18 protein-coding genes are annotated in these 16824 nt (G+C 47.1%); 4 read left to right on the plus strand and 14 right to left on the minus strand.

Annotated elements, in window-relative coordinates; all coding sequences use genetic code 11:
• Positions 1–7: 7 nt before the first annotated feature.
• The 6 genes from HGH91_RS15035 to HGH91_RS15060 all read right to left on the minus strand — a co-directional run bounded on the left by HGH91_RS15035 (position 8) and on the right by HGH91_RS15060 (position 4514).
• Positions 8–790, minus strand: coding sequence for an SDR family oxidoreductase (locus HGH91_RS15035; protein ID WP_168739468.1), 783 nt, complete (start codon positions 788–790; stop codon positions 8–10).
• A gap of 20 nt (positions 791–810) precedes the next feature.
• Positions 811–1638 carry an amidohydrolase family protein gene (locus HGH91_RS15040; RefSeq protein WP_168739470.1) on the minus strand — a complete coding sequence of 276 codons (828 nt, stop codon included), beginning with the start codon at positions 1636–1638 and terminating at the stop codon, positions 811–813.
• A gap of 60 nt (positions 1639–1698) precedes the next feature.
• Positions 1699–2028, minus strand: coding sequence for an L-rhamnose mutarotase (locus HGH91_RS15045; RefSeq protein ID WP_168739472.1), 330 nt, complete (start codon positions 2026–2028; stop codon positions 1699–1701).
• A 5-nt stretch (positions 2029–2033) separates the two neighbouring features.
• Positions 2034–2885 (minus strand): fumarylacetoacetate hydrolase family protein, encoded by an 852-nt coding sequence (locus HGH91_RS15050; RefSeq protein WP_168739474.1) that lies wholly within the window; start codon positions 2883–2885, stop codon positions 2034–2036.
• A 22-nt stretch (positions 2886–2907) separates the two neighbouring features.
• Positions 2908–3657 carry a hypothetical protein gene (locus HGH91_RS15055; RefSeq protein ID WP_168739476.1) on the minus strand — a complete coding sequence of 250 codons (750 nt, stop codon included), beginning with the start codon at positions 3655–3657 and terminating at the stop codon, positions 2908–2910.
• 74 nt (positions 3658–3731) lie between these two features.
• Positions 3732–4514 carry an SDR family NAD(P)-dependent oxidoreductase gene (locus tag HGH91_RS15060; protein WP_211092306.1) on the minus strand — a complete coding sequence of 261 codons (783 nt, stop codon included), beginning with the start codon at positions 4512–4514 and terminating at the stop codon, positions 3732–3734.
• Between the two features lie 147 nt (positions 4515–4661).
• Between HGH91_RS15060 and HGH91_RS15065 the strand changes: the two genes are divergently transcribed.
• Positions 4662–5339: a M15 family metallopeptidase gene (locus tag HGH91_RS15065; RefSeq protein WP_168739477.1), complete on the plus strand. Its 678-nt coding sequence runs from the start codon at positions 4662–4664 to the stop codon at positions 5337–5339.
• Between the two features lie 2 nt (positions 5340–5341).
• Here the strand turns inward: HGH91_RS15065 and HGH91_RS15070 are convergent, their stop codons facing one another.
• The 6 genes from HGH91_RS15070 to leuC form a co-directional block, all read right to left on the minus strand.
• Entirely contained in the window at positions 5342–5734 is a 393-nt protein-coding gene (locus HGH91_RS15070; protein ID WP_168739479.1) for a hypothetical protein, read from the minus strand.
• 107 nt (positions 5735–5841) lie between these two features.
• Positions 5842–7347, minus strand: coding sequence for a 2-isopropylmalate synthase (locus HGH91_RS15075; protein WP_168739481.1), 1506 nt, complete (start codon positions 7345–7347; stop codon positions 5842–5844).
• Between the two features lie 27 nt (positions 7348–7374).
• Positions 7375–8454: a 3-isopropylmalate dehydrogenase gene (gene leuB / locus HGH91_RS15080; protein ID WP_168739482.1), complete on the minus strand. Its 1080-nt coding sequence runs from the start codon at positions 8452–8454 to the stop codon at positions 7375–7377.
• 43 nt (positions 8455–8497) lie between these two features.
• Positions 8498–9097, minus strand: coding sequence for a 3-isopropylmalate dehydratase small subunit (gene leuD, locus HGH91_RS15085; RefSeq protein ID WP_168739484.1), 600 nt, complete (start codon positions 9095–9097; stop codon positions 8498–8500).
• A gap of 15 nt (positions 9098–9112) precedes the next feature.
• Entirely contained in the window at positions 9113–9865 is a 753-nt protein-coding gene (locus HGH91_RS15090; RefSeq protein ID WP_168739486.1) for a methyltransferase domain-containing protein, read from the minus strand.
• Positions 9866–9876: 11 nt separating this feature from the next.
• Entirely contained in the window at positions 9877–11274 is a 1398-nt protein-coding gene (gene leuC / locus HGH91_RS15095) for a 3-isopropylmalate dehydratase large subunit (protein ID WP_168739488.1), read from the minus strand.
• A 152-nt stretch (positions 11275–11426) separates the two neighbouring features.
• On the opposite strand from leuC, the gene HGH91_RS15100 reads away from it, so the two are divergent.
• The gene (locus HGH91_RS15100) at positions 11427–12980 is read left to right on the plus strand and encodes a hypothetical protein (protein WP_168739490.1); all 1554 of its coding nucleotides are present in this window, start codon (positions 11427–11429) and stop codon (positions 12978–12980) included.
• A 33-nt stretch (positions 12981–13013) separates the two neighbouring features.
• Complete coding sequence (locus HGH91_RS15105; protein WP_211092307.1) at positions 13014–13577, plus strand: NADPH-dependent FMN reductase; 564 nt, start codon at positions 13014–13016, stop codon at positions 13575–13577.
• On the opposite strand, the gene HGH91_RS15110 is transcribed toward HGH91_RS15105, so the two are convergent.
• Both HGH91_RS15110 and HGH91_RS15115 read right to left on the minus strand, forming a co-directional pair.
• On the minus strand, positions 13572–14699 hold the full coding sequence (locus HGH91_RS15110; protein WP_168739491.1) for a hypothetical protein: 1128 nt from the start codon (positions 14697–14699) through the stop codon (positions 13572–13574). The genes HGH91_RS15105 and HGH91_RS15110 overlap by 6 nt on opposite strands.
• Position 14700: 1 nt before the next feature.
• The gene (locus tag HGH91_RS15115; RefSeq protein WP_168739493.1) at positions 14701–15342 is read right to left on the minus strand and encodes an ATP-binding cassette domain-containing protein; all 642 of its coding nucleotides are present in this window, start codon (positions 15340–15342) and stop codon (positions 14701–14703) included.
• A gap of 451 nt (positions 15343–15793) precedes the next feature.
• Between HGH91_RS15115 and HGH91_RS15120 the strand changes: the two genes are divergently transcribed.
• Complete coding sequence (locus HGH91_RS15120) at positions 15794–16768, plus strand: ribonucleoside-diphosphate reductase small subunit (protein ID WP_168739495.1); 975 nt, start codon at positions 15794–15796, stop codon at positions 16766–16768.
• The last annotated feature ends 56 nt before the right edge of the window (positions 16769–16824 follow it).

The following is a 16824-nucleotide window of genomic DNA, read 5'->3' on the forward strand; positions in this document are numbered from 1 at the left end:
TTGTTCCTTAGCTGATGGATCTGTCGAGATGGGTGTAACCACCATCTACATAAACTATTTGTCCGGTTGTATGAGACGAACGTGGCGACAGCAAAAACACGGTGGTGTTAGCGATTTCTGCTGAGGTAGTCATTCTTCTTTCGAATGGAATTTTGGCCGTGATGGATGCCAGCTTTTCCTGCGGATTAGGTAAGGAATTAATCCATGTTTCATACAATGGCGTCCATACTTCGGCCGGGATCACGGTATTGATACGGATAGAATACGGCAGCATTTCTACCGCCCATTCGCGGGTAAGGGCATTGATAGCGCCTTTGGAAGCGGCATAGCCGCTGGTATTACCCTGACCAGTGGTAGCTACTTTAGAACCGATGTTTACAATATTACCTTTGGTAGCTTTCAGGTAAGGCAATGCAAAATGAGCCAGGTTATAGTAGTGGGATAAGTTATTTTGCAATGATTGCATAAATCTTTCCGGGCTACCATTTTCCAGCCCTACGCCGTCGTTGGCGCCGGCATTGTTTACCAGTCCGTCTATTTTGCCATACTTAGCTACGGTTTCAGTGATTACTTTTCTGCAGTCATCTACCAGTCCGAGTTCGGCGGTAACGGCAAGAGCCTTACCACCAGCGGCGATAATATCGCTGACTGTTTTTTCATTGTCTGCCGTGCTTCTGCCGGCAATTACCACAATACCTCCTTCTGCAGCTACCAGTTTAGATATGGCTTCTCCAATGCCTTTAGCGCCACCGGTAACTATTATCACTTTCTCCTGTAATCCTAAATCCATAGTGTGTATGATATTATTTTTTATAGATGATAAAATGAGCAGGCATTACCTCCCATTATTTGTTGTTGTTCTGATGTTGATAAGGTGCTGATAAAATCGGTGACGATATGTTTCACCTCATGGTATTGCGCTGCCAGCAGGCATACGGGCCAATCGGAGCCATATACCAGCCTGTTGGCGCCAAATGCTTCCAGGGCCACTTCCAGGAAGGGCCGGAAATGCGCGGGCTTCCACTGCTGCCAATCGGCTTCGGTAACCAGTCCGCTCAACTTGCAGTATACATGCGGGGCCCGGGCGATGCGCCGCATTTGTGCCGCCCATTCTGCCAGTTCACCGGTTTTAATATACGGCTTGGCCAGGTGATCGATGATGAGCGCCTGGTCGGGAAACAGCTGTACAAATTCTTCTACGGCTGGTAACTGTTTCGGATATACGAGAATATCATATGTAAACTGGTGTTGTGCCAATGCTTTGATACCCCGGCAGAAATTTCCTCCCAGCAGGAAATTGAAATCCGGTTCTGCCTGTACAATATGGCGGAAGCCTTTCAGCAGCGGGTGACCGGCATATTGTTGCAATTGCTCGTGGATGTTATCGGCCCGCAGGTCGATCCAACCCACTACTCCTTTGATAAAGTCGTGCTTTTCGGCGAGCGACAGCAAAAAGGAGGTTTCTTCGGCCGACTGATCGGCCTGTACGGCTATACAGCCATGAACGCCATTATCTTCCAGCACCGGTATTAAATCTTCCGGTAAAAAATCGCGGCGGATCACCTGCATGGATTCATCTATCCAGGCATCCCGAACCGGCTGATACTGCCAGAAATGTTGGTGTGCGTCAATAATCATATGAGTATTTGTATGATACTCCTGTCCCCCGTAATACACAGAGGACAGGAGCAGGTGGCATTACAATGCAAAAATTTGTTCCATGATCATCCACTTCTCGCCGTTTTGGGCTACCGGCAAAGATTGCTGGTATTTCCACATCAGGTCCTCCCATACTTTTACCGCGGGGTTGGCCGCATCCATGGCTGCTTTACGTTCAAAAGAGAAAGTATCATCTACTTCCATGATCATAAACAAACGGTTACCGATACGGTAAATATCCATGACCGTAATACCGGCATCCGTAATGCTTTTCTTTATTTCGGCAGATACGTTGCGGTGATAAGCTTCGTATTCGCTGATCGACTGCGGATCATCTACCAGGTCCAGTGCCAGACAATATCTTTTCATACCGGTTATTTATAAGCTACTGCTGTTTGTTTGGAAGTACCCAGGCCATCGATACCCAGTTCGATAACATCGCCTGCTTTCAGGTATACCTGTGGATTCATACCCAGGCCCACTCCTGCCGGTGTACCGGTAGAGATCATATCTCCCGGGAGCAGGGTCATAAACTGGCTGAGGTAAGACACCACATATTGTACATTGAAGATGAAGTTAGAGGTGTTGCCATCCTGCATTTTCTGGCCGTTAACGGTGAGCCATAAACGAAGATTATTGACGTCGGCAATTTCATCTTTGGTAGCCATCCATGGGCCCAGTGGAGCAAACGTATCGCAGCTTTTTCCTTTCACCCATTGTCCGCCTCTTTCGATCTGGAAGGCTCTTTCGCTATAGTCGTTGTGGAGGCAGTAACCGGCTACATAATCCAGCGCATCTTTTTCTTCTACGTAAGTAGCTTTTTTACCAATCACTACTACCAGTTCTACTTCCCAGTCGGTTTTTTCGCTGTTACGCGGGATCACCAGGTTATCGTTAGGTCCTACCAGCGCGGTAGTGCTTTTGAAGAACACGATAGGCTCTGCGGGAATAGCAGCATTGGTTTCGCGGGCATGGTCAGCATAGTTAAGACCAATGCAAATGATTTTGGAAGGACGCTGGATAGGGGCTCCAAGGCGGGTGCCTGCAGGTACCTGCGGGCATTCGCCGGCGTGCTGGGCAAACCAGGCAGCCAGGCGCGTTAATCCATTGGTGGCAAAGAATTTCTCTCCATAGTCTTCTCCAAATGCACTCACATCAAACATGCCGGCATCTGTTACAAGGCCTGCTTTTTCTTCTCCCGGTAAACCGAACCTGATCAGTTTCATTTCAATATATTTTTTATTATGCTTACTTAATTTCTTTCAATGTTTTTACCTGCAACCGTCCATTTTCCACATGCAGATCAATCATCGGTTCTGCCTTGTTATCTTTTACAAAGGAGAAATACACATGATCTGGCTGACCGGTAGGTTGAATCACTCCTTTGGTACCTTTGGGAACGGCCATGAACATGCTTTTCCTGATACCGCCAAATTCCACATACAGCTCCAGGCTATCTGGCGAAGCATCGGGCTTTATTTCTGCAATGAAATCGCCAATGATGTTGCCTGACTGGAAATTTTTCTTGTATTGCTGCACCATGTCGCTGCCGGCAGATACTTTACCCAATCCCATGGTATTTTCCATATAGCCCCAGATACGTTCAGACGGAGAAGCAAACCATAATATCTTCAGATCATTTTTATCACTCAAGGAGGCGTGATAATAACGTGGCTGGTGGTTAGCTTTCAATACGCCGATATAACAGCTGTTAGGCGCATCCCACAACACTTTGTACAGGTCGGCATCTGATACATCTTTTAAAATCGTCTGTTCAAAGGTCTTTTCCTTGGTCTGACCATTCAGCTGGAAGTTGATGGAGACCAGCGCTGTATCTTTATCCCGGTTAGCAATACTAACCGCTATCTTCCCTGCTGGTGTAGCCGGTACCACGGCAGACGTATCTGCGCCGGGTTTACTGTTTGCAGATTGATTCCCGCTGTTACAGGCAGTAAATATGGCCAATGCGATTGCCAGCCCTATCCGAAATTGTTGCATGATATAATTAAAAATTAATGAATGAATAAATCGAAAGATACGGGTAATCGTCCGCACTTTGACACCCCATTCTATTAATTATTCAACCTGATAAAACCACCATCAATAGGATAATCGGTACCGGTAATAAATCCTGCTTCATCGGAGCAGAGATATAAAGCCAGGTTACCTACTTCCACTGGTTTGGCCATGCGCCCAATAGGCTGTGTTTTACTCAGTTTTTCAAACATTTCCGCCTCTTTACCGGGATAGTTTTTGGCAATAAACCCATCTACAAACGGTGTATGTACCCTGGCAGGAGATATACAGTTGCAGCGGATATTAGCGCCCAGGTAATCTTTCGCTACGGATAATGTGAGCGTCAGTACCGCCCCTTTACTCATAGAGTAGGCCAGCCGGTCTGGGATGCCCACGCTGGAGGCAATGGAGGCTACGTTGAGGATGACCCCGCCGCCCTGTGCTTTCATTTGTTTAATTACTGCATACATGCAGTTATAAGTACCTTTTACATTGACCTGGTATACCCGGTCGAAGTCCTGTTCTGTAGTATTCTCCAAATTCCCCACATGTGCAATACCGGCGCAATTCACCAGGATATCCAGTTTTCCGGCCGTTTTCACAATCCCATCCATTACCTGGATCACTGCTGCCTGGTCGGCCACATTGCAGGCATGTACGGTAGCCTGACCGCCTGCCGCCCTGATTTCCTCCGCTGTAGTCTTCCCGCCATCTTCATTCAACTCCAGGATATGCACCTGTGCACCCTGTGCGCCAAATGTTTTCGCTATTGCCTGTCCTATGCCGCTACCACCACCTGTGATAACCGCCACTTTACTATCTAATCTGAACAGTTCCATCATTAAAAATTTTAAGGGTTCTAAAATACCTATTAATATAAGGCGATTACAATTGTATTTTCACTGTATTTCATACTTTCTTGCCTTATTTTCGCAAAATTCAATAATTAGGCGCGAATTTGGTGCTTTTTTGAGAATTTTAAGGACATGAGAATACGATTGCTATTACCGCTGCTGGGCGCTATTATCAGCCAGGCAAATGCTCAGAAAATACCTGTTAACAAGTACGGACTAGCGGTACTCAACACCCAACAACAATACGAACAATTGGTAAAAAATGACAGCAATCAACAGCTGGTAAACCTGGAGCATTATATCCCCGGTATCAAAAAAGATATACGGTATGCCACCACGAATAATTTTACCAAACAACGCCTGTATACCCGGACCGATATCTACCTGCGGCTACCCGCTGCCAAAGCGCTGAAGGCCGTCCAGGAAGCCTTACGGAAAAAAGGGTATGGGCTATTGATATATGATGCGTATCGCCCCTATCATATAACGGAGGCTATGTTTAAAATAGTACCCAACGACCTGTATGCCGCCGATCCCCGCAAAGGATCAGGGCACAACCGGGGCGTGGCTGTAGACCTCAGCATGGTAGACCTGAAGACGAATAAGCCCGTGGCGATGCCAACAGACTTCGATGATTTTACCTTAAAAGCACATGAAAACTATACGCCTGCCGACCCGGCGGTGGCTGCCCACCGCAAACTACTGCGGGATACCATGAAACAACATGGATTTAAGGGAAGTTCTACGGAATGGTGGCATTATTACCTGCCCGATTATAAAAAATATCCCCTGATGGATATCTTCTTTTAACATCAACGGATAAAAACGGTGTCTATACGGTTGGGCACTCCCTTCCACTTTATATAATAAGTACCGGTAGTACTGGGGGTAAATACGAAATTTTTGGTAACGGACATCGGCTCGGTGATGCAGGCAATACAGGTGTTCATAACAGATTCCGCCCCTATAACAATGGTATCCTTATCTTTTGTTAATATAAATTTATTGATGGAATAACAACCGTCGGGAAACCCACAGGTAACATCGAAAAAGGCGGCGCCTTGTTGTCCTGCTTCTCCCCGGCTGGTACCTATATATCTGACACTGCTGATATTAGCCGTGCCATATCTGGAGCAGTTGTCGCTATCTTTTTTACAGGCAGGGAGTACCAGTAATACTGCCAGTAGTATAAACGCTGTTCTCATCGGGTCGTATTATATATCTATATAACGTGAACCCGCGTTAAAAGTTACAGGGGTGGCCTGAACGGACATCCCGTTCAGGCCACCCCTGCTCAATCTTATAATATAGCTTAGTATATTTTATTCAGAGCATCTACATAAGCATGCACCGAAGCATTTACAATGTCGGTAGAGATACCGAAACCATAGTACGACATGCCGTTATGTTTCACCCGCATATTTACTTTACTTACATCTTCGCTACCGCCGCGCATAGACTGGATATTGAATTCGTCCAGTTCAATTTCATCTTTCACTATATTATGGATAGCGTTGATGGTAGCATTTACCGGGCCATTACCCGCTGCGCTGGCTTCTCTTTCTTCCCCGTTGATTTTGAGTTTCACGGTCGCCATCGGGCGGAGCGGATCACCGCATACCACCTGTAACAGGGTTACTTTGATCGCTTTATCGTCGTAATTCTTTTCGTCGCCATCCCCCATGAGCTGTAACAGGTCGGCATCGCTGATTTCCTTTTTAGAATCGGCCAATACCAGGAAGCGCTGGTATACTTCATCTACGTTTACAATGTCGAGATTGTAGCCCAGACGCTGCAGATGGTGCTTCAGGGCATGCCGTCCACTGCGGGCAGTGAGGATAATAGAGTTGGAGTTGATACCTACGTCTTCAGGATTCAGGATCTCGTAGTTTTCGCGGTGTTTCAGCACCCCATCCTGGTGAATACCAGAGCTATGCGCAAATGCGTTACGGCCTACAATCGCTTTATTAGGCTGTACCGGCATGTGCATCATGGTTTCTACCAGGTTACTGATTTCATAGATACCTTTTGAGTTGATGTTGGTATGATATCCCAGCGCATGGTGCGTTTTCAGGATCATGGCTACTTCTTCGAGGGAAGTATTACCGGCACGTTCGCCGATACCATTGATGGTACATTCTACCTGGCGGGCGCCATTCATTACACCGGCAATGGTATTGGCAGTGGCCAGTCCCAGGTCATTGTGGCAGTGTACGGAGATAATCGCTTTATCGATATTGGATACGTGATCTACCAGGTATTTGATTTTAGCGCCGTATTGATCCGGGAGGCAGTACCCGTTGGTATCGGGGATATTTACGGTGGTAGCACCTGCGGCAATTACCGCCTCAATCATACGGGCCAGGTATTCGTTGTCGGCGCGGCCGGCATCTTCTGCATAAAATTCCACATCATCGGTAAACTTGCGGGCATACTTCACAGCGGCTACCGCACGTTCCAGGATTTCGTCCCGGGTGCTGTTGAATTTATACTTGATGTGCATATCGGAAGAACCGATACCGGTGTGGATACGTCCGCGTTTAGCAAAACGTAACGCATCGGCGGCGGCATCAATATCTTTGGTATTGGCGCGGGTAAGTGCGCAGATAACGGGTTCCGATACTGCTTTGGATATTTCTACTACGCTCTGGAAATCGCCAGGGCTGGAAATAGGGAAACCGGCTTCGATAATATCTACGCCTAAAGCTTCCAGTTTTTTCGCTACTTCAATTTTTTCTACAGTTGTCAGCTGACAGCCAGGGACTTGTTCTCCATCACGCAAGGTGGTATCAAAGACGTATACACGATTTTTATCCATGATAGGTGTAATAATTTTATTGAATGATTAATTCAGATTCTCTAATACTTTGGCGCCCATTGCATCGGTGCCCATGATACAATCGTTAACGGTATGTTTGTTGGCAATATCCATTGTTCTGAAACCTTGTCTGAGTGTAGCTTCTACCGCTTTAATCACCCGTTGTGATTCGGTTTTCAGTCCAAAGGAAATATCCAGCAGCAGGGCAGCAGACAGAATAGATGCCAGCGGGTTAGCAATCCCTTTACCGGCAATATCATGTGCAGAACCATGGATAGGCTCGTAAAAGCCGGTGCTGTCACCTACGGAAGCAGATGCCAGCATTCCCATGGAACCGGCTATCTGCGACGCTTCATCTGTGAGGATATCACCAAACAGGTTACCGGTTACCACTACATCAAAGCGCTTAGGATCCTTGATCAGTTGCATAGCTGCATTATCAATAAACATGTGTTCTGTTTCCACATCCGGATATTCCTTGGCCACTTCTTGTACTACTTCTCTCCAGAGGCGGCTGGCTTCCAGTACGTTTGCTTTATCTACGGAGCAGAGCTTTTTACGGCGGGTACGGGCAGCTTCATATGCTTTGCGGGCAATACGCTCTACTTCGTAACGATGATAGATCATCAGATCGGAAGCGGTATTACGGTCGGCAGTCCTGATCTTTTCTCCAAAATATACATCCCCGGTCAGTTCCCGGAAGAAGAGAATATCTGCTCCACGCAGAATTTCCGGCTTAATGCTGGAAGCTTCTAACAGTTCATCAAATAACTTTATCGGGCGAAGATTAGCATATAATCCCAGTTCTTTCCTGATTTTCAGCAATCCCTGTTCTGGTCTTACTTTCAGTGTAGGATCGTTGTCGTATTTGGCATGACCGATAGCCCCGAAGAGGATGGCATCTGAACGCCTGGCCTTTTCCAGCGTTTCGTCGGGAAGCGGGTTACCGGTAGCTTCAATCGCTACGTGTCCCATGATCCCTTCTTCGAAAGTGAAAGTGTGATGATAGTTTTGTGCAATTGCCATCAGCACTTTCTGTCCCCATGCCGTCACTTCCTGTCCGATCCCATCACCGGGTATTACTAATATTTTCTTCTCAACGCCCATAAAGCTTTATTTAGTTAGCTGTTTTTTCGTTAGTATTTAACGGTTAGAAATTAAATGGTCTGGTGGTTTCGTATTGTTCGACTTCCTTGCGGAGACTGAGCAGGTAATCGATATCATCGTAACCGTTCATTAAACAGGTTTTCTTGTACTGGTTAATGTCGAAACTTTCTTTTTCGCCGGTAGCCACAATGCGGATAAACTGATTTTCGAGATCTACTTCCAGCGCTGCTTTTGGATTGGCGGAAATGGCTTCAAATATTTTGTCGAGAAAAGCATCTGTTACCTGGATGGGCAGGATGAAGTTGTTGAGGGCGTTATTTTTGAAGATGTCTGCAAAAAAGCTGCTCACTACTACTTTAAAACCTGCATCGGCAATAGCCCAGGCTGCGTGTTCGCGGGAAGATCCACATCCGAAATTCTTTCCTGCTACCAGGATTTTACCGCTGTAGAGCGGGTTGTTCATGACAAAGTCGGCCTTAGGTGTGTTGTCGGCTTCGTAACGCCAGTCGCGGAACAGATTTTCCCCGAAGCCTTCCCGGGTGGTAGCCTTCAGGAATCGTGCCGGGATGATCTGGTCGGTATCTATATTCTCGATTGGTACAGGTACCGCAGATGAAACGAGATGTTGGAATATTTTACTCATGGTGAATATTACATTTTAAATTTTTGTGGCAGCCACCCGTAAGCGGACGTAATCAGCATACAGCGCGCCTTCTTTCATCAGTTGCGCCGCTACTTCCTGCTGCACTTGTGCCAGTATGGCCATTTTATCGGTTTCCGGTACGGTGGCGAAGAAATGTTGCCCGAACATTTCGAGCCAATCGCTGATCCCCGTTTCGGGGTTTACCAGTTTGGAAGGACGATCAAAGAAATGTACGCGGTCTACCCGGAACCCGGCCTTTTCCAGCAGGGTAGTATATTCTGCCGGGGAAGGAAAGTACCAGAAGGGCGCATAGCTATATCCTCTTTGCTGCATAGCCTTTTCCAGGGCGGTAAGTATGGACTGTACGTTACCCTTACCTCCCATTTCAATCGCCAGGCGGCCACCTTTTTTCAGCTGGGCGTACATACGGGCAATCGCTTTCTCTTTTTCCCGCACCCAATGCAGGGTGGCATTGGAAAAGATACCATCGAACACTGTTGATAGCACGAAAGTGGTGGCATCGGCTACTTCAAAGTGGATGTCCGGGAAATGCGCGCGGGCGCTTTGAATCATGGCGGCGGAGGCATCTATGCCCGTTACGTCCGCGCCGGATTGTGCCAGTTGTGCCGTCAGTTCGCCGGTACCGCAGCCCAGGTCCAGGATTTGTTCCCCAGCCTGTGGTTGCAGCCAGTCGATCAGACTGTTGCCATATTCAAATACAAAGGCGTGTTTCTCCTTGTATAACTCAGCGTTCCATTGATCAGCCATCGTTGTTGCTTTTATAATAATTCCCTTACGTCTGCTACTTTACCGGTAATGGCTGCTGCTGCTGCGGTGAGCGGGCTGGCCAGGAAGGTACGGGCATTAGGACCCTGGCGACCTTCGAAGTTACGGTTGGAAGTAGAGATGCAATACATACCGGCAGGCACTTTATCCTCATTCATGGCCAGGCAGGCGGAACATCCGGGTTCACGCAGCTGGAAGCCAGCCTCCGCAAAGATCTTGTCGATGCCTTCTTCTTTTGCCTGTGCTTCCACCTGTTTGGAGCCGGGTACAATCCATACCACCACGTCATCGGCTTTGTGCTTGCCCTTCACGAAATCGGCCACCAGCCGCAGGTCTTCGATGCGGGAGTTGGTGCAGCTGCCGATGAATACATAGTCTACTTTTTTACCCAGCAGTTCAGCACCGGGTTGCAGGTCCATGTATTCGAGGGATTTTTTGAAAGAAGGTCTTTCCTTTTCTTCCAGTTGTTCCAGGGCGGGGATATGCCGGGTAACGCCCATGCCCATACCTGGATTGGTACCGTAGGTAATCTGCGGTTCTATATCGGCGGCGTCGAAGGTAAGTACCTTGTCGAAAGTGGCATCTGCATCGGAGTACAGGGTTTTCCAATATTCCAGGGCTTTGTCCCAGTCGGCGCCTTTGGGAGCAAACTCCCTGCCTTTGATATAATCGAACGTGGTGCTGTCCGGGGCAATGAGTCCGCCGCGCGCTCCCATCTCAATACTCATATTACAGATGGTCATACGGGCTTCCATGCTCAGGTTGCGGATAGCTTCCCCGGCATATTCCACAAAGTAGCCGGTAGCACCGGAAGCGGATATTTTGGAGATGATATAGAGAATGATGTCTTTAGAAAGTACGCCCTTGCCCAGCTGTCCGTTCACTTCAATCTTCATGCGCTTAGGCTTGTATTGCAGGATGCACTGGGTGGCCAGTACCTGCTCTACTTCGGAGGTGCCAATGCCGAAGGCTACGGCGCCAAAAGCACCATGGGTGCTGGTGTGGCTGTCGCCGCATACGATGGTCATACCCGGCAGGGTGATGCCCAGTTCGGGACCTATCACGTGTACAATACCCTGGTAGCGGTGACCTAAGCCATACAGCTCTACGCCATATTCGCTGGTATTTTTGGTCAGCATTTCCACCTGGTAGCGGCTCAATGCCTCTTTGATGGGCTGATCCTGGTGTAAGGTAGGTACGTTGTGGTCGGCGGTGGCCCTGGTTTTGGCCGGACGAAATACCGGAATACCACGCTTACGTAATCCATCAAATGCCTGGGGGCTGGTTACCTCGTGGATAAAGTGTGTATTGATGTACACGGCATCGGGATGCCCCGGCTTGCTCATCACAATGTGACTGTCCCAGATTTTATCAAATAACGTTTTTCCCATCCTTTTGCTTCCTTTTAGAATTGTTTATACCTTCAAATCTAATGGTCATTAATAAATGCCATATTGCTAAATTTGCTTTAATTACAACCTTTAACAGCACTTGATATACATTAAAACATTGTTTATCAGTCACTTACAAGATTTTAATAACGATGCCCAACAGTCAAAGTGATGCCTTATTCATATTAATAAAAACACTCACAAAAGCCGAAAAACGTAGTTTTCAGCTGGCGTTCAATAAAAACAATACCAAGGAAGACGTCTTATTCATCCAACTTTTTACCACGTTGGACAAAATGAAGGAATATGACGAGGAGCAGATACTGAAGAAAATTACCGACATCAAGAAACAGCAGTTGTCCAATGTAAAGGCACATCTTTACAAACACCTGTTATCCAGTTTAAGACAGTTATACAAGCAGAAAGATCCGCTGATCGACCTCCGGGAGCAGCTGGACCATGCGCGGGTGCTGTACAACAAAGGGTTGTATAACCAGAGCCTGAAAATACTATCCAAAGCCAAGTCCATGGCCATGGAGCAGGAAGAAGTTATGCTGACGTACGAAATTGTGGAGTTTGAAAAACTGATTGAATCACGCCACATCACCCGCAGCCTGGAAAACCGGGCGGAAGTGCTCAGCAGCGAGTCCCGGCAGATAGAGCAACAGCTCACCAATATCAGCCGCCTTTCCACCTTGTCGCTCCGCATGTATGGACTATACCTCAAACTCGGCCATGCCCGCAATGAACGGGACGGGGAAATGGTGAAATCCTTTTTTGAAAGCCAGTTGCCGGCCCTTCAGCATGCACATATGAGCTTTTACGAAAAAGTGTACATGTACCAGGCCTCCAGCTGGTATTACTATATCCTGCAGGATTTCCTGATGTATTACCGCTATACCCAGAAATGGGTGGACCTGTTCCGGAAATACCCTTCCCTGCAGCAAACCGATATGGACCTGTACATCAAGGCGCAGCATAACCTGCTCACCGCCCATTTTTATACTTCCAATTTCGAAAAATTCAAAGCGGCCTTGCAGGACCTGGAAGATTTTATACAGGCCAACCAGGATAATTTTCATGAGAATACCCGCACCTCTGCTTTCGTATACCTGTATACCGCCAAAATTAACCGTTACTTCCTGGAAGGCACGTTCAGCCAGGGTTTAGCGATGGTGCCGGAACTGGAAACAGAGATCAGTAAACATACGCTGAAAATAGACCAGCACCGGGTGTTGGTATTTTACTATAAGATAGCCTGTTTGTACTTTGGTAGCGGAGATAACAGCAAAGCCATTGTTTATCTCAATAAAATCATTAACCTGAAGATAGGTAACCTGCGGGCCGATATCCAATGCTTCGCCCGTATCCTGCACCTGATCGCACATTACGAGCTGGAAAACTACAGCCTGGTAGAATACCTGATTAAATCGGTGTATCACTTCATTTCCAAACACAAAGACCTTGGACTGGTGATGGAAGAAATTATGAAGTTCCTGCGCCGGTATATCTATGCCAATCCTAAAGCGTTGCGCAATGCCTTTGCCGACCTGAAAGACAGGCTGGAACAGATTTCACAGGATCCGTATGAACGCCGTTCCTTCCTGTACCTGGATATAATTTCCTGGCTGGAAAGTAAAATTGAAGGCATCCCAGTACAGGAAGTTATTCACCGCAAGTTTGTGAATAAAGAGAAACGCATATAAATGTATATATTCGTCGGCCAAAATGATGAGCATATGTCTGACGAAAAACACTACCACTTTGTAGCCATCTCCGGCAGTTTACGCAAGGGTTCCTACAACACGATGGCCTTAAAAGCCCTGCAGCAGCTGGCGCCCTCGCACATTCACATTGAGCAGGTACATTACGATAATATCCCGCTGTATAATGCCGATCTGCACACCGAGCAATTACCGGAACAGGTGGTACCCCTGGTAAAGAAAATAAAAGAGTCGGATGGGGTGATCATTGTATCGCCTGAATACAACTACTCCGTTCCCGGGGCGTTGAAAAATGCGATAGATGTGGTTTCCCGGCATCCTGACAAACCCTTCAGTGAAAAAGCGGTGGCGATTATGGGTGCTTCACAGGGACAAATCGGTACGGCCCGCATGCAGTATCACCTGCGCCAGGTAATGGTATTCCTCAATGCCTATATTATCAACAAACCGGAAATTATGATTGCGCATGCGCAGCATAAATTTGACGAGGCCGGTAATTTAACCGATGAATTCCTCATCAAACAATTCCCGTTGTTACTGGAGTCGCTGGCTAAGCTGAGCGATAAGATGAAGTCATGATTCCGGTGGAATATAAGGCTCGTACGAACGATACTTTTTAAAGAAAATGATGGCCGATGCTGCCTGTAACAACAGGATAGCCGGCCATTCATAATGTCCGAGGATCATGAACAATACGATAAAGGAAGTGAGCATAGTATATCTCACATGAATTTCCGGGTTCATTTTTGGAAAATATAGCAGGCAGCGGAATAAAATGAGTAACGACAGTGCCGTACAAAAAACGGTGATAAGCCCTCCTACGGGTGTTTTCGTATAGCCGTTTACCGTAATCATTACCATTTCTGGTAAAAACATAATCACGTATACACCCATGAGCCGGGTGTAATGGCTGACCAGGCGTATGGGCAGGTTTTCCATGAAGTTGAGATACGTATCGTCAAACGCACGATGATGCACCATCAGCTGCATATGAATCATTACGCTTACCATCACGCCTATCTGCAATCCACGCAGATCAAAATATTCCCCTCTCTCCATAATCAGGAAAGTAAGCCATAGTACGCCGGCAGAAAACAATTTAGTGCTGACAATGCGGCGCGGGAAATTGGTCAACAGTTCATAGAGGAAAAACAGTACCGGTGGTTTGGTAAAGTGCCGGTTGAGCCAGCGTTGCAGGTGGCCGGTAAAAAAGAGGACATCCGGTTGCGCCAGTTTCCGCTCATATAACCTCAACGGCCAAACGCAGTTGGCAACATTCAATACCACGATCAGGGCTGCGGACACATAATACTGGTATTGAACAGCCATCATCAGCGCGATGCCGGCGTATACCAGTACCGGCATATAGATGGCGGTATGTAACAGCAGCCATAATCGTATACGTGCCGGTTTGCCGACGCTGCCCAGGGTAGGAAAAAGGAAGTCGTACCCCTGTAGCTGGAATGTTTTCAGGATAAATCCCACACATTTGAGGGCGTAGGACGTCCATAGCAGCATGACGAGGAGCAGGAAGGAGTAGTTTCCGAGGAAGCCGAGCATCAGCGCTTTGTGATAGGATACCAGGTTGGCGCCGTTAACCACGCCGAAGAGCAGGTAAAACAGTACCAGGAAAAAGCCCGTATTCTGAATATAGAATCGTTGTGTGAATATCTTACTGAGTATAGCCGATGTGGTACGCATATTAACTGAGCGTAATATTTTTATGAGCTACTTTCAGTGTGCCCGTAACCGTTAATTCTTCCGCGTCCAGTGCCTGGTGGGAAGTAATGCAAAAAGAAACGCCGTTGGCGCTATAGGTGCGAATGAGGTCGTACAGTACCGTCAGTGCGCGGGTATCGATGGTGATAAGGGGTTCATCGAGCAGGATGAGGGTGGGGTTGCCGGTAAAGGCCAGGAGCAGGGACAACTTCTTCAACATGCCACTGGAGTAGCTGCTTACCGGGTTATTCACATAGATATCCACACCCATACTTTCGCTGATATCGCGTACCGCTTCCCGGTCGCCCCCTTTGGTATTGAGGTACAGCTCCAGCAGGTCGCGGCCCGTGAGGAAAGAGGGGTACAGTGGTTCCGCCTCGGCGTAGTTGATAAGGCGGCGGAACTGTACCGGGTGCTGGCGGCTGCTCACATTTCCCTGCAGGAGGATTTCGCCTTTGAAGGGAATGAGCCCGGCCATCACCTTCATACAGGTGGTTTTGCCAGCGCCATTTTCGCCCTGCAGCCAGTAGATACCCTTTGGGAGCTCCAATCGGGGGATATCCAGGATAGGAACATCCTGGTAGTTCTTCTTAACCGCATGAAGGGCTATAACCGGGTCGGACATATGTGTATATCTTAAAGATGTAAATATGAAAAATTAACGCATATATATCTATAAGGGGAAGTCTTTTTAACAAAAATTTTTTTCGGGCTTTTTTCCTGTTGAAGTTCATAGATTTAGCCGTAAAGGAAAAAAAATTGTCATATATCGACTCTTTTTTACACCACTTTTTCACATACAAATGATATTACATATACAGGGTATACAAAACCCGTGAAACATGCTATACCACTGCGTTTTGATAATGTTCCAGCTGTTTTTCCACACCTGTTGAAAACTATATCTTCCATCCCTTAACCGGATGCTTACATTTGTAATCCTGAGCGTATGGATTTTTAGGATGCAGAGATGTTGAAATATGAATGGTGGTAGAGGAAACGTGTTGATTTCAGTATGCTGACCCCAATCAGAAAAACCAAAAACCTTTCGACAGTACCCATATAAATAATTAACGATGAGTAACGAGAATGAAATTCTTCTAAGAGAGAACAAGGAGCGTTTTGTGTTATTGCCGATCAAATTCCCGAAAATCTGGGAGCAATACAAGAAACATGAAGCCAGTTTCTGGACAGCCGAGGAAATAGATTTGAGTAGTGACCTGAAAGATTGGGCCTCCCTGAATGATGGGGAACGTCATTTTATATCGCATGTACTGGCCTTCTTTGCCGCCAGCGACGGGATCGTAAATGAAAACCTGGCAGTCAATTTTATGAGTGAGGTACAGATCCCGGAAGCCCGTTGTTTTTACGGTTTCCAGATCATGATGGAAAACATTCACTCTGAAACATATGCTTTGCTGATCGACACTTATGTGAAAGATCCGGCAGAAAAAGACCGTTTATTCCACGCCATCGACACTGTTCCTGCGGTGAAAAAGAAAGCCGAATGGGCATTGCGCTGGATCGAGAATGGTTCGTTTGCAGAGCGCCTGGTAGCATTTGCCGCCGTAGAAGGGATCTTCTTCAGTGGTAGCTTCTGTTCTATTTTCTGGTTAAAGAAAAGAGGACTGATGCCAGGTCTCACTTTCTCTAACGAGCTGATCAGCCGGGACGAAGGTCTGCATTGCGAATTCGCCTGCCTGTTGTACAGCATGCTGGAAAACAAACTGAGTGAAGAGCAGGTACACACCATCATCCGTGATGCCGTGTCCTATGAAAAAGAATTTATTACAGAAGCCCTGCCAGTTGGTTTGATCGGAATGAACGCCGAACTGATGTCGCAATACATCGAGTTTGTGGCCGACAGATGGATCGCTGAACTGGGCTATCGCAAGATATTTAATGCATCTAACCCATTTGACTTCATGGAAATGATTTCATTACAGGGTAAGACCAACTTCTTTGAGAAACGTGTGGGAGATTATCAAAAATCAGGTGTAATGGGCGGTAGCAAGGAAGCTCAGACCTTCAGCCTGGAAGAAGACTTCTAGCAGGAATGGCCCTGCGTAACGCGGGGCAGCGAACAAAATTCATATTTACTAACCTC

The organism is Chitinophaga eiseniae (assembly GCF_012641265.1).
Lineage (GTDB): Bacteria > Bacteroidota > Bacteroidia > Chitinophagales > Chitinophagaceae > Chitinophaga > Chitinophaga eiseniae_A.